Below are 13,832 nucleotides of genomic sequence, written 5' to 3' on the forward strand. Positions count from 1 at the left end.
CCATTTCCGCCTGTGCCACAGCCGCAAGCCTTTGGTGATCGCCTATCCCGGCGAAGCCCAGGAGATGGTTCTGGATGCTTTTGTGCAGGCACTGTCTTTCTATGGCGGGGTTCCACGACGGGTGATCATTGATAACCCCAAGACCATGGTGACCTATGTGTCCCGCTCGAAGGACCGGATATTCCATCCCCGGTTCCTGGCTCTGATGAACCACTATGTGATGGAACCTGTTGCCTGCACGCCCGCAGCGGGTTGGGAGAAGGGGCAGGTCGAGAACCAGGTCCAGTTTTTGCGCGGCCGGTTGTTTGTGCCCAAGCCTGCCTTTGAAGATCTTGATGCGCTGAACAACTGGTTGCGCCTGCGCTGTGAAGAACTGGCCAATCGTCCCCATCCCGAACAGCAGGATCGCACGATTGCCGAGGTGTTCGAAGACGAACGCGCCGAGCTGCGCCCCTTGGGTCGGCCTTTTGACGGCTATGTTGAGAAGACGGTTCGTGTCCGATCCACTTGCCTGGTTCAATATGCCAGCAACCGCTACAGCGTCCCGTCCCACTTTGCCGGTCAACATGTGTCGCTGCGCGCTTATGCGGGCCGGATTATGCTGGTGTCGGGCCAGGATATCATCGCCGAGCATAAGCGCCGCTTCACCCGCAACGTCAGCTACTTTGAACCCTGGCACTATGTTCCTCTGCTGGATCGCAAGCCCGGCGCCCTACGCAATGGCGCACCCTTCGTGGACTGGCAACTGCCTGAGGCCATGCACCAGATCAGGGAACATTACATGGCAGACAAGGGCGGGGATCGGGAGTTCGTTGATCTGCTTCTGCTCGTCCAGGATCACGGGATCGAGGTTGTCGAGATGGCTTGTGAACTGGCCGTGGCACAAAACACCCTCCGCCTGCCCGCCATCATCAACCTGATTAACCAGTTGGTGGAGCCGGTCATCACGCCGCTCAGCGAAGCCTATGCCTATCCGCAACTGACCCTGCGACCCGAGGCCGACTGCAAGCGCTATGAGATCCTGTGCTCGACTGAGGAGGTTGCCGCATGAACGCCCTGATCGACCAACTGACCGCCCTGAGGTTGCACGGAATGGCAGCTTGCGCACATGATTTGCTGTCCGCGCGCAAGCCACCAAGTCTGACCACAGCGATAAAGCAACTGATCGACGCGGAGACTGTAGAGCGGCGGGCGCGCTCTATCCAGTATCAAATGAGGATCGCGAAGTTCCCCCATCATAAGGACTTCGCCACCTTCGATTATGGTGCTGCCGCCATCACCCAGACCCAGATCGAACCGTTCTGCACAGGGCAGTTCACCCAAGAGGCGCACAACCTCATCCTGGTGGGCGGAACCGGCACCGGCAAAACCCATATCGCCATCGCTTTGGGCACCACCCTGATCACCAACGGCAAGAAGGCACGCTTCTTCAACGCCGTCGATCTGATCAACGCCCTGATCAAGGAACAGGCCGAGGGCAATGCCGGGAAGATCATCCGGCAACTCTCGGCTCTGGATTGCGTCATCATCGACGAGCTGGGCTACATCCCGTTCCCCAAGTCTGGCGGAGCATTGCTGTTCCATCTGATCAGCAAGCTCTACGAGAAAACCAGCGTCATCATCACCACCAACCTGGAGTTCGGAGAGTGGGTCTCGGTCTTTGGCGATGCCAAGATGACCACCGCGCTGCTGGATCGCGTCACCCACCATTGCGCAATCATCGAAACCGGCAACACGTCCTATCGCTTTGCTCAGAGCAAAAGCCGCAGAGAAAAGTAACCGTCCCGAAAGCAAAGCCCCCAGACGGACTCGCTATATGAGGGCGGCCCGCCTGGGGGCTTTGCGCCACATGGGGTGGGTCAATTTTAAATGCTGAAACCGGGTCAACTTTGAACGCTCATTGACATGCAGTGCGATACACGCTTTCAGCCATTAATGGCGTCGCCGCTTCCGGACCATTGGCAGACTGGGAGCAGTACGTTGCTGCATACTCCAAAGCAGCCGCTGGCGCCCTACCTACAATATGCAAATTCTGAAGGACGCTATGACGGCTCGAGCAAACACTTGCAGCTGTTGCGGCCTATCAGAGACATGACTGCAATGCGAACAAACAGGCAACATTTCAAGGTGAACTAATGCGGGCATTCATTTCCTATTCCCACCATGACAAAGCCGCGCTTGACCGGCTGCACGTACATCTCAAGAACCTCACAAGGGAGGGACAAATTGAAACGTGGTACGACCGCGACATCTTAGCTGGCAGCGAACTCGACTCCGAGATCGAACGGGAAATGGAAGCAGCCAACCTATTCCTGCTCATGATCAGCCCAGACTTCATCGCGTCTGATTACTGTGTCGAGCGCGAAATGAAACGGGCGCTTGAACGCCATGCAGCCGGGAGTGCCCGCGTCGTGCCCATCATCGTGGAGGAATGCGACTGGAAGGCAATGGGTGAATTGCGCTTGCTCAAGGCGGTGCCCACTGACGGTAAAGCGATCAGCGGATGGGCCAATCCGAATACGGCCTACCTTAATGTGGTGCAGGAATTGTGCCGGATCATCGAAGCGGAAAACGCACCTTCGCCCATAGGTAACGCCTCGCATTAACCAGTGGCCCCGCGAACAGCGACGGCCCGCTATCGTGCGAAACGGGAGTTTGACGAGATCGACCGAGGCGACTTCCGCGATGCTCCGTTCGCCACAATCAAGGATTACTTCCAACACGCGACCGAGGAGATTGACTCAATTGCCGGATTGCGTGGCCGCTATCGCAGATAGAGGAGCGACCTCCTTCAGAGCGACGGTCGTGAACGCCGGGAACCTGTTGCGTGACTGGTGGCGTGAGGCGCGTCCAGAAGGCTGGCTGTTCCCGGGCAGGCCGAGGATCAATCCGATCTCGCATCGGCAATTGAACCGGGCCTTTACCTCGGCCAGTCGCGGCGAAAAGCAGCAAAGTCCGCGACCCGTGTGTTCAGCCCAATACTATGAACGGCGATTTTCATAAACGACTCCCAGGAATAACGCCGCCCTCACATCTACTGGGCAGCGTTGTGTGTCTAGGCGTAGCGGGGCGGTCTGACCTTCTTATTCGGCAGCGATGACCATGGAAGAACCCGCGCCAAGTATTTCGCCCGCGTCAAACCGCGACCAACCCAGATCCCCGTCATAGCGCCAGACCAGATGTCCCTGATCGTCCATCGCAATCAGATGCAGCCAGCCATTGTCGAACAGGGCGCGCACCTGCGGGTGGCGCTCCAGAATCTGGGTCATGGCCTCACGCGGGGCTTCGATCACCACGGTCAGGCGCAGCGGGTCATGTTGCAGTGCTTCGCCATCATGCACCGACTGCCAGGGCAGGCCGGGTTTCAGCGCACCACCATTGCCCTCCAGCACGCCGATACCGCCGACCACATTGTGCAACAGCTTGTTGCCGCCGCCGAACAGGGCCGGGGCCACGCTGGAGCCATAGTATTGCAGGCTGATCCAGCTGGCGACCACCACCGGCGCCGTCATGATCAATTCCAGCATGCCAAACCCCTCATCCGCCCGCCAGTCATAGCTGTGCAGGAAGGACTGCCCGTCCAGCGCAGTGCCTTCGGTCCGGCTGCGTGGCGCGGCAACAAAGGCCCGACACCCCGCCAGCCCCCATTCGGGGCGCAGCTCGGCCCAATCAGACGAGCGGCGCAGAATATCCTTGCCCGATTGCGCCCGCGGCAGCCGTGCCGCCCGTTCACTGCGCGCCAATGCGCCAGCAGCCTTGACCCAGCGGCGGATGCGGGCCAGCTCACGCGTGAGACGCACTGTGGACCCATCGGGCAAATCCTGTTCGAACAGGGTCACCTGATCGGTGGTGGTGTGGTGCAACGCAGGCAGGAATACCGTGTCTGCGGGGATCTTGATTCCCTGATCCGACAAGGCGGCGCGCACAGATGGATCGTTTAACAATCCCGCCAGCAGCCGCGCATTCACATCGCCCGCATAACCTCCGCAAGCGCCACACTGCAGGGCGCTGGCATGGGGATTGTTGGTCACATCCGCGCCGTGACCTGCCAGCAGAACCACAGCGGCAAAGTTGTCGGTCAGCGACATCGCCGACAGGATGGTTTTTGCCATTGCGACGCGGCTGTCCAGATCCACCGATGGGTCCAGTTGCGGCGCCGGATCGGTGGCCGCGCGACCGCTGACACCAAAGGCATCACGCAGCAGCTTGCCCGCATAAACCGGCCCCATCGCCTCAACAAAGGCAAAGGAAGACACCGCCGCCAGCTTGAACCGACCCCAGGCGCGTCTGGCCCGCGCTGCATAGCGCCGCGCCAGATCCAGATTGCCCGCCTCAACCGCCGATGAGGTGACGCCGGGTTTTAACAGGACCGGCCCACGGGCCTCACACACATCGGATCCAGCCGCTGAGTGCGCTGCCGCAAGGCCAAAGAACCCAGCAAACCCGATAGTCTCGACGCCGCTATCCTGCGCCTCCAGCGCGCGGCGGAACACTTCGGACCGCACATCAATGCAAAAGGCCGCTTGCACTACGGGCCGCGCATTTGTGTCGTTGTCCTGCGCGGGATCCTGCGGGCTGGGCCTTGCCAATGTGCTGGCCAATTGCCGCTGCTGTGCCCGGTCGCCAGCCTCTTGCAGGATCGCATCCACCACCTGATCGCGGGTTGGCGTCACCGGGGTTTCATGGCTGGTGATCACCGCGTCCCAACGGGCAGTGATCTGATCGCGGTACTGATGGAACAATGCTTCGTCAAACACCATGCGGATCGCCAACAGCTCAACCGTGGTGGTGTCGCTGCTGCCCTCCAGCTCGGCCTGCCACGACAGGTAGCGGCCAAATTGCGCCCAGCCCTGAAGGGTGATCAGCCAGCGATGAAACGCGGTTTCGGCCGCGTCAAAACTGATACCCAGCGTTTCGGAGGCGCGACCAATCGCGCGCCAATGTGACCGGTTGGTGGCGGCAACAAACCCGCCAAACCCGTGCAGCCCGTGGATTTCCGGCGTCAGATCGCGGCTCGCAAACTGCCGCCACGCGGCATAGGCACCTCCGGTCCGGTCGGGCTGCCACAGTGCCTGCCCCTGATCGAAATGACTGGCGGCAAAGGCGCCGATCCGATCCTCAACAAGGCCGGGCCAGTCTATGCCCGAAACATCTGCAGCCAGTTCCGCCACGGTTGGCACCGCGCTGAGATCTGTAGCGCCCGCATCCGGGGTCTTTGACGTCAGGACGGCGCTCAGATCCCGCAAGGTGACCGCCTCGGCAGGGCCATGTACAGCAGTCGCGAGGGCCGCGCGCAGATCATCGTCGCGCAGTACGCCGCTATGATATTGCGCGGCCCAATGGCTGCGCTGCGGGGTGATGCGCTGGCCCGCCACCCGTGCCAGACGCGCCGAGGCTCTGGCCAGCGGTTCGTCGCCTTGGCCCAGAAAGGGGTTCACGGCGACACTTGCGGTCAACGGAAACAGCGGCGGGATCTGACGACTGGCGGTATTGGCCTTGGTGACCAGTTCCAGCAGGGCGGCGGGATAGGTTTCGTGCTTCATCAACATAAGGTCAGTCTCCCGATTTCAGGCCGTTGTGCGCTTGGACCAGCCATCCAGCAGCCGGTCAAAGATTGCGTTTGCATAAAGCCCGTTGGACAGGTGAACACGCAGCCCCGCAGCAGCCGGGTGCATCGCCCAGAGCGGGAAGGTCGCCTGCGCCACAGCCACCGCGCCAAAGCTGACCAGCGCCAGCACGATCAGCGCCCATTCCAGCGGGCCGGGGGCAGGAGTGGCGGGCAGGGTGCCTGCGGTCAGCTTCAGCGCCGCCAGTTGCAGCAGGAAGTAACTGACCGACGTCGCGCTGGCATAGATCACCGTGCGCCGGGTCAGCGCACCGGGGGCGGCATCGGCCAGACCCTGCGCCAGGATATAGGCCACGCCAAAGATCAGGATCACTCCCAGCGCAATCGCCTGCACCGATTTGCCGTCAAAGCCAAAGACCGCCCCAACCAGTGCATAGATCACGATACCGATGCCAAAGGCCTGCATCACATTGCGTCCACTCGGCACTGCGACGGGACCGGGGCGCCGGATCGCGGCAACATTGGCCACCGCCTCACCCGCGCTGAGAAACGCGTGCGCCTTGTAGAGCGAATGCGCCACGATATGCAGCAGCGCCAGCGGGAAAAGCGCCAGACCGCATTGCATGATCATAAACGCCATCTGCGCGATAGTGGACCAGGCAAGCGAGGTCTTCACGGCCGGCTGCGTCAGCATCACCAGCCCGCCAAACAGCGCAGTGAACCCGCCCAGCATCACCAGCACCGCCATCACCGCAGGCGCGGCCAGCATCACATCGGCAAAGCGGATCAGCAGGAATCCGCCCGCGTTAATCACCCCGGCATGCAGCAATGCGGACACCGGCGTCGGGGCCTCCATCACCTCGGTCAGCCAACCATGGGTCGGAAACTGCGCTGAGGCCAGAACCGCCGCCAGCGCGATCAGCACTGCGGCTGCACCCGTGAGCAGATCCGGCGCGGCGGTGGCCAGAATGGTGGCAATATCGCTGGTACCATAGGCCATGATCAGCAAGAGCGCGGCGACGGCCAGAGACAGCTCGCTGGCCCGCCCCACCAAGGCCTTCTTGCGGGCCGCGCGGCGCGCTGTGGTCCGGTCACGGTAAAACAGCAGCAGCTGATGCAGACACAGGCTGGTGGCAGTCCAGGCCAGCACCAGCTGCACCAGATTACCCGACATCACCAAGAGCAGAACCGCCGCCAAAGTGGTCGCCATCCAGCCGGTAAAGGCGCCCTGCCGCGCCTCGCCATCCATATAAGTGGCGCTGTAACGCAGGACGATCCAGCCAATGAAACTGACCAGACAGAGCATCACGACGCTGACCACATCCAGCCGCACCGACAGGCCAACTCCAAAAAGGCCAAGCAAGGGCGAGCTGCCCGGACCGGTCATCATCAGCAAAACCGCAGACATCACCGAAACAGCAAAAGCGCCAAGCCCTGCATATTCCGCCAGACGTGGCAATGCAGCAGGGCGCCGACCGGGGCTGCGGCGGGCACGGAACGCCACCGCCAGCAGCAGGGCCGGGGCCAGGAGCGGCAGAAACAGATACATCATAAGAGGCTCTCCCAATCACAGTGCAGCAAGCGACGCTGCGTCAGCGAAAGAGGTAACGTCGGGCGAAAATTAATAAAAATTCATTGTTTTGTGATTTTCGTTCTATTAAACCGAACGAATGCCTCTGAACTATCATCACCTGCGCTATTTCTGGGCCGTCGCCCATGACGGCAATCTGACCCGCACCGCCCAGCGGCTGAACCTGTCGCAATCGGCGCTGTCTGTGCAGATCAAGCAGCTGGAAGAACGGCTGGGCCACCCGCTGTTTGACCGGCGCGGGCGGCAATTGCATCTGACCGAAGCCGGACGCATCGCGCTCGATCATGCGGATGCGATCTTTGCCACCGGGCAAGAGCTGATCGCCACGCTTGAGGACACTGGCCGCAGCCGTCAGGCCCTCCGCGTCGGCGCGCTGGCGACGCTGTCGCGGAATTTTCAGATCGGATTTCTACGGCCGATGCTGGCGCGCAGCGATGTCGAGGTGATCCTGCGATCCGGCAACCCGCCTGAACTGCTGGAGGGGCTGGCGACGCTGAACCTTGATCTGGTGCTGATGAACCGTGAACCACCCAATGACAGCCTGACACCTTATGAAACCCATCAAATCGCGGATCAGGCGGTCAGCATTGTTGGCACCCCGGACCGGCTGAACCCGCGCCTGCCCATCCGGGAGCTGTTGACCACCCAGCCTTTTGTGCTGCCGACCACGGACAATACGGTCCGCATTGCCTTTGATGCGATGGCCAGCCGCCTGTCTGTGGTGCCGCAAGTCGCGGCAGAGGTCGATGATATGGCGATGATGCGCCTGCTGGCCCGCGAAGATATCGGCCTGGCGTTGGTGGCCCCAATCGTGGTGCAGGATGAGTTGTCTTCCGGGCGGTTGCTGGAGGCAGAAGATCACCCCCGCATCCGCGAAACCTTCTATGCCATCACCATGCGGCGGCGCTTTCCAAACCCTTTGGTACAAGAGGTGCTGACCGGTAGCGTGTCTGTGCTACATTGCGGATCACGGGGTGCGCGCAATGCCGGATTTGACCCGACGCAGTAGGATTGAGCTTTCGATTACGGCTACGGGAGACAGTTTGGTCAGCCTGCCGACGAGGAACTGCTGAAATTCGGCCATATCGCGGTATCGTGCAGTGTCCGAAGCACGCTTGGGGGCGGGCGGATCGCGTTCACACTGATGCAAGGGCGCCATCGCTGGGCCAAAGCCCAGAACGCACGCGAAGTATCGCTGCATGTCACGTCCGGTGTTGATCTGCCACGGGCGCATAAGCTGGCGGTCAGGTTGGGATATGAATTAACTGGGAGTAATTATACGCATCTTGTATGGATGATCTGTATAACAGAGTATTTAGTTAATAATAATTTTTCGGAATATTTCGCATCAAAACCTAATGATGGAAACGTGAGGGTCGGCTTGTTAGGCGGCTAGTTGGGGGAAAACCCTTAGGCTAATTTGCGGCAACATCTATATTTACAATTAAATCTTTAAAATATTTCAATGGGCGAATCACCCAAAATTTTGTCGCACACGTACGCGATAGCGTTAGCGTTAAATTTCAGCCTCTCACGGATATAGTTGATGGTGCTGGATTAGACATTTTTCAGACACCACCGGCACATTTGTATATGCCGGAAATTTGAATTTTGCAGCACCTACAGCTTTGTCAATTGATTATGCTGGTACTTCGATGAAAGGAAACTAAGGTCAGCAAATTTCATTCATTTTGGTTGTGATGTAAGCCTATTGGTGGTCGGGACTGGCACGGAATTCCACTGCGATGCTAGCCGCGATACCAACGTCTACAAACTTGATGCGGGCGCTATATTATGCCGAGCTGTTGAGGTCTCTAGAACTGGAACCGGAAATACCGGTTTGGATGTCGATGCTAGAGGTTACGCTTCTCTTAAGTGTAGCGCACCTGCAGGTGCACTCGGCGGCGACCCTGGCGGTCAACTGGGTGCCTCTATTGACGCGAACGTGCTAGAGGCAGCGGCTCTTTGAAAGTAAGCGTCCGGTAGGGAAACGGAATTTCGATCCCGGCCTCATCCAAGGCACGTTTGACACGGGCGACAACCTGATCCTTTGAGCGGCGGACTTCGACGGGTTCAGATCCCGCCCACCATGTCACCTCAAAGTTGATCGAAGAGCTCGCGAATTCCTGAGCAAAAATCTGAATCGGGTGCCCGGACTGATCAACCGTGTCGCAATCGGACACCGCCTTGGCAATGACATCCCGTGCGGCATCAACGTCCTCATCATAGGCCACGCCACATATAATCGTGACCCGGCGCAGGTCGCCGTGGGTTCGGATAATAACCGGGTTTTTGAATAGGATTGAGTTTGGCACGATCACCAATTGCCCGTCGGTTTGCAGGATATGGCTCTCCCGAATGGCGATCTGATCGACCTTGCCTTCAATGCCTTCACATTCGATATGGTCGCCGATGCGCATCTCGCGTCGGAACAGAATGATGATCCCAGCGAGAAAATTCTCAAAGACATCTTTGAAGGCAAAACCGATGGCAACCGACCCGATGCCAAGGCCCGCCAAAATACTTGCAGGCGTCAGACCGGGAAAAACGATGACAGCGGCGATCATGATCCCCATCATCCAAACAAAAATCGAGGCAAGCAGGTTGAACAGATCCTTGAGGCTTTGGCGCAGTTTCATACCACGAACGATCCGCCGAACAACAAAATGAACAAGCCTGTTTAAAGCAATGGTCAGTAGAAGAACAATAAACGCGACAGCAAGCTGAGGGAGCAAAGCAATAGACGCCCGCGCGATCTCAGTCAGTTGAGTCAGCAGAATTTGGATGGGTTCCATGGTGAACAGTTCTCTGAAATGGGAAGATCATGTCGAAACGAATTTTACACGCTAGCGGTGCCATCTGCTTCGCACCACATGGGTACAACGGTTTTCAACGCGTTTCGTTCCCAATTTTGCGAGCGGGCCTGTTCACGCTGGAACCAAACCGAGATCTCGGCGATGTTTCTATTGCTGGTTTACACACCAGATTCCAAAAACCACTCTACCGACCGCGGTCTCGAGTGCAATGCCTTTGCCAGCCAACAAACGGTCACAACCCCGCCCAGACAGAGGTCGACAGGCGCCAGGCAGTCAGATGCTGCAAGAGGGCGTGCGGCGTGGTATCAATCTGGAAATGGTAAACTGATATGGAATTGGGCATGCCAGAATGGCTGAGCGGAATAGGTTTTGAATTCGAGCAGGGGGATTGGTTCCTGCGGCTGGTGTTGGCGCTTGCGGCGGGTGCCATACTTGGCATCGACAGAGAAGTTCGCAAACGCCGAATTGGGGTTCGAACATATATGATGGTCTCTCTGGGGTCGGCCATCTTTACAATCCTGTCCGTCGAGATGGCGCAGGATATGACAGATGCGGGGCTATCAGCGGATCCAACACGGGTCATTCAGGGGCTTATCGGTGGGTTGGGCTTTCTGGGGGCCGGGGCTATCATACAGGGCGACAAGCGGGTCGGAGGGATGGCAACCGCTGCGAGCCTATGGCTGTCTGGGGCATTGGGGTTGGCTGCGGGTATGGGCTACGGTGTCTTTGCTATTGTTTGCGCGATCCTTGCAGCCGTTTTACTCGCTGTCAGCCGTATCATGGAACATCGTGGCGCTGACGACAGGCCTGATCTCCGTTGAACCACCCAAGCGATGGCACCGGGTTCCGGCTCAACCTCAATGGAACGATTTTGGCAACCATTCGTTAGGCTAGTGAGCTGTGGCAATCACGGTTTGTCAGCAGAGTACAGAAATCACGGAGATCGACGTGTTTATAGACTTGGTACTCCACGACGGCTTTGGAACACGTTACGGGGCGCACGTCGTCGCGCGCGCCCACAGCGAAATATGCGGAATTTCGCGCCCAAAGTGCAGCATAGATGCCCGGACAAACTGCCGCTGACCAAAATCAAACCTCTAGACGACTCTCCAAGGTGAGCATGATGATCAAAGAGACAGCGCAGCCAAAGCTGGCTGAGGAACCGACGCTTATGATCGCCCTTGGCGTCTATGCCATTCTCGGATGCCTGATCTTCGCAGCCAGTATTCTGATCGCGGATCAGATCGTGCCAGACCATGATTGGATTGCCGACACGATCAGCGATTTAGGGGCGGGCGAGTATGAGTTTATCGTCGACATTGGGATCTACGCGTTTGCGGCCGCCTTGATATCTCTATCGCTGTTGGCAGCGCATGTTCACATGGGTGGCTGGGAATGGAGCCTCGGAACAGTTGGGCTGGCGCTGCTTGGGCTTATTGTGTTCCTCGTGGGTGCACGAGACGAATATGGCGACAGTGATCAGGAAGGCGTGGTTATTCATATCTATCTTGTGTATGCTTTGGGTGCCTTGATCGCGGCCATACCGGTATTGATGGCAAAGGGCGTGCGCAGGGCTGGCAATATACTTGCAACGGCATTGACCTGCATCGCGGGCGTTTGGACCCTGTCAGCACCCGTTTTTTTTCTTTCTGCCAACACATGTCGACGGCGCATATGAACGCTACCTTGGCATGATCGCATTTGCCTTTGTCGGCACATTGGCCGCTTTTTTTATCCGCCGGGGTTTTGCCACTGACGCCGGTGCCAGCCCGTCGCTGTAAAATCGAAGAGGTTCTCGTAGGGCAGGCTCTTCTCGATGGAACAAACCCCATTCCGAACCGTTGGGTTATCATCACACATAAAGGAACCAGCACCATGGCAAATGATGACCAAGCAAAAGGCAAAGCCAAGGATATCGGCGGCAAGATCAAAGAAGAAGTCGGCGATGTAACAGGCAATGATGAGCTGAAGCGTGACGGCCAAACCGATCAGGCGGAAGGCAAGCTGCAGAAAGGCGTCGGTGACGTCAAGGATAAGCTGTCCGATTGATAACAGGTTCCGGCCGCCTGCCCGATCTGCGCGAGATAGGACGCATCGCGTCCATCTCGCGCCGGTCTCCCGCCGCAGCCAGTAATATCGGTGACACGCCCCCGCCGACGGGACGCTCGTCGCCACAACCGAGGACATCACCGTGACCAACGACCCAAATCCCATTCCGCCCGAAGTGCCGGCACCCCGCCCAAAGGAGGCGCCCGCGTCGCCGCCACAAGAGGTCCCAGACACATACCCGGTCGAAAATCCGGTTGATGCGCCGTCACAGAATCCCGACCCCCAGCTGCCGCCTCAGATACCGCGTTGACAGGACCGGCAGGGCACCCATCCGTCGCTTACCAACAAGGCGGCATGGAGAATGAGCAAGGGTAGCGCATTCTCATAGCCAATGCGGATTGTCATGGGCCACGGAATATGGCCGACACACATCACACCGAACAGAAATGCGTGTCTTCGTCCGCAACCTGATTTTTGCCGAAATCGGCATGATCCGGGATGCGCCCAAAAGCGATTTTTGCACCCAGATAGCCGCCGGGCACGTCATCCTGCACGCCCAGCGAAATGGCTTCGGGGCCGTGTTGTTGCCTAAGCTGGTCCATCAAATCACTCACAGCTTCCCAGCGATCAAGATTGGCCTTTTCTGGCGCCGCATCGTTCAGGAACAAATCACCGCTCATATCAGCATCCCGGACCAGCCCGTGTAGCATCACACCAACAGACCGGGGTGCAAAAGTCAGCTCGCTTTTGGCGGTCGCCAACCCGTCGGCAAGTGTGTTCAGAAATGTATGGTCATCGCGGGCGGCCAAAAATTTCCCTTCCCAGTCCCACCGCAAACCCGCCTTTCGCTTGTGGGTACGGCTGCGATAATCGCCCCCCTTGAACCCCAATGTCAGTTTCGTCGCACGAAAATCCGCCCGGCGTAGGCGACGGCCCGCACTCATGGACAATTGGCGCGCGCATATCGCAACCTTGTCAGGGGTGCGCCAATCGCTGGGCAATATGCGGCTATGGCCGAACATGCGTTTCTGGGTTGCAAGACGCTCTGCGTGACGGCCGTGCAGCTCGTTCCAGAATCTCTCGCCCTCGACACTGCGCCAGATTGCGCGTGCCTGTTTCGGCGCAAGCGTCCACAGGCCTGCAAAATCAGTCACGCCCGCCTCTGCCAATCGGGCCTGCATACCCGTGGACACACCGGGTATGTCATTCAGATCCAGTGTCTCCAGACGTGCAGGTAGATCATCAATCGCAATATGTGCGAACCCATCTGGCTTATGCGCCTCCGCCCCGATTTTTGCCAGTAGTTCAGTTGGCGCCATACCAATTGAACAGGTCAAACTCGGGCTGAACGCCGTGGCAAGCGCAGCCTTGATCCTGTCCGCCAGGATGCGACCTTCGCGGGCTTCGCTGGGCAGCAGATGGCAAACCACCTCGTCAATCGACCGCACATGCGCAACCGGCACGACGGTATTGATCACCTCGATAATGCGGTTGTGCAGACGCACATAGACATCATGGCGCGCCACAACAAAAATCATATCGGGTACCCGTTGTCGCGCATCGCGAATTGACGCCATAGATTTCACACCCAGCGCCTTGGCTTCGCGACTGATGGCAATGCACCCGGTGTTCGGCGAATCCAACGGCACAACACCCACAGCCCGCCCCCGCAGCGCCGGGTTAAAGTGCTGCTCCGCTGAGGCAAAGAAACTGTCAAAATCAAGATAGAGGCGCGAAATGGGGCAGGGTGATTGCGTCATGACCATGGAATCGAGAGTGACAAGAGATCAAGAACATAACAGGAACAAGC

General features: G+C 58.6%; 10 protein-coding genes and 3 pseudogenes. 9 read left to right on the top strand and 4 right to left on the bottom strand.

Going from position 1 to position 13,832, the window contains the following annotated elements:
• Positions 1 to 7: 7 nt before the first annotated feature.
• From PhaeoP97_RS20920 to PhaeoP97_RS20930, 5 genes and pseudogenes are all read left to right on the top strand, one after another.
• Positions 8 to 445 (top strand): annotated as a pseudogene (locus PhaeoP97_RS20920) (IS21 family transposase); the annotation flags it as partial.
• The gene (locus PhaeoP97_RS20925) at positions 422 to 1,051 is read left to right on the top strand and encodes a Mu transposase domain-containing protein (RefSeq protein ID WP_420849006.1); all 630 of its coding nucleotides are present in this window, start codon (positions 422 to 424) and stop codon (positions 1,049 to 1,051) included. The pseudogene PhaeoP97_RS20920 and the gene PhaeoP97_RS20925, both read left to right, overlap by 24 nt.
• Positions 1,048 to 1,779 carry an IS21-like element helper ATPase IstB gene (istB, locus tag PhaeoP97_RS18035; RefSeq protein ID WP_072503358.1) on the top strand — a complete coding sequence of 244 codons (732 nt, stop codon included), beginning with the start codon at positions 1,048 to 1,050 and terminating at the stop codon, positions 1,777 to 1,779. The genes PhaeoP97_RS20925 and istB overlap by 4 nt, the downstream gene beginning before the upstream one ends.
• 356 nt (positions 1,780 to 2,135) lie before the next feature.
• A complete protein-coding gene (locus PhaeoP97_RS18040) occupies positions 2,136 to 2,606 on the top strand; it encodes a toll/interleukin-1 receptor domain-containing protein (protein ID WP_072506645.1) in 471 nt (156 codons plus the stop codon).
• A 211-nt stretch (positions 2,607 to 2,817) separates the two neighbouring features.
• A pseudogene (locus PhaeoP97_RS20930) lies at positions 2,818 to 3,003 on the top strand (hypothetical protein); the annotation flags it as partial.
• Between the two features lie 80 nt (positions 3,004 to 3,083).
• On the opposite strand, the gene PhaeoP97_RS18050 reads toward PhaeoP97_RS20930, so the two are convergent.
• Together PhaeoP97_RS18050 and PhaeoP97_RS18055 are read right to left on the bottom strand one after the other, a co-directional pair.
• Entirely contained in the window at positions 3,084 to 5,549 is a 2,466-nt protein-coding gene (locus tag PhaeoP97_RS18050) for a YbcC family protein (RefSeq protein WP_072506646.1), read from the bottom strand.
• Positions 5,550 to 5,567: 18 nt separating this feature from the next.
• Complete coding sequence (locus PhaeoP97_RS18055) at positions 5,568 to 7,118, bottom strand: proton-conducting transporter transmembrane domain-containing protein (protein WP_072506647.1); 1,551 nt, start codon at positions 7,116 to 7,118, stop codon at positions 5,568 to 5,570.
• 118 nt (positions 7,119 to 7,236) lie between these two features.
• Here PhaeoP97_RS18055 and PhaeoP97_RS18060 point away from each other — a divergent pair, with 118 nt between their 5' ends.
• A complete protein-coding gene (locus PhaeoP97_RS18060; protein ID WP_072506648.1) occupies positions 7,237 to 8,166 on the top strand; it encodes a LysR family transcriptional regulator in 930 nt (309 codons plus the stop codon).
• A gap of 922 nt (positions 8,167 to 9,088) precedes the next feature.
• On the opposite strand, the gene PhaeoP97_RS18070 is transcribed toward PhaeoP97_RS18060, so the two are convergent.
• Positions 9,089 to 9,952: a mechanosensitive ion channel family protein gene (locus PhaeoP97_RS18070; protein ID WP_072506649.1), complete on the bottom strand. Its 864-nt coding sequence runs from the start codon at positions 9,950 to 9,952 to the stop codon at positions 9,089 to 9,091.
• 362 nt (positions 9,953 to 10,314) lie between these two features.
• Here PhaeoP97_RS18070 and PhaeoP97_RS18075 point away from each other — a divergent pair, with 362 nt between their 5' ends.
• From PhaeoP97_RS18075 to PhaeoP97_RS18085, 3 genes and pseudogenes are all read left to right on the top strand, one after another.
• Complete coding sequence (locus PhaeoP97_RS18075; RefSeq protein ID WP_072506727.1) at positions 10,315 to 10,794, top strand: MgtC/SapB family protein; 480 nt, start codon at positions 10,315 to 10,317, stop codon at positions 10,792 to 10,794.
• A gap of 302 nt (positions 10,795 to 11,096) precedes the next feature.
• Positions 11,097 to 11,754 (top strand): annotated as a pseudogene (locus PhaeoP97_RS18080) (DUF998 domain-containing protein).
• A gap of 94 nt (positions 11,755 to 11,848) precedes the next feature.
• Positions 11,849 to 12,022 (top strand): CsbD family protein, encoded by a 174-nt coding sequence (locus PhaeoP97_RS18085; RefSeq protein ID WP_072506650.1) that lies wholly within the window; start codon positions 11,849 to 11,851, stop codon positions 12,020 to 12,022.
• Between the two features lie 431 nt (positions 12,023 to 12,453).
• Here PhaeoP97_RS18085 and PhaeoP97_RS18090 read toward each other — a convergent pair whose 3' ends face one another.
• On the bottom strand, positions 12,454 to 13,782 hold the full coding sequence (locus tag PhaeoP97_RS18090) for a Y-family DNA polymerase (protein WP_338048695.1): 1,329 nt from the start codon (positions 13,780 to 13,782) through the stop codon (positions 12,454 to 12,456).
• Positions 13,783 to 13,832: the final 50 nt, after the last annotated feature.

This window comes from Phaeobacter porticola, assembly GCF_001888185.1.
Lineage (GTDB): Bacteria > Pseudomonadota > Alphaproteobacteria > Rhodobacterales > Rhodobacteraceae > Phaeobacter > Phaeobacter porticola.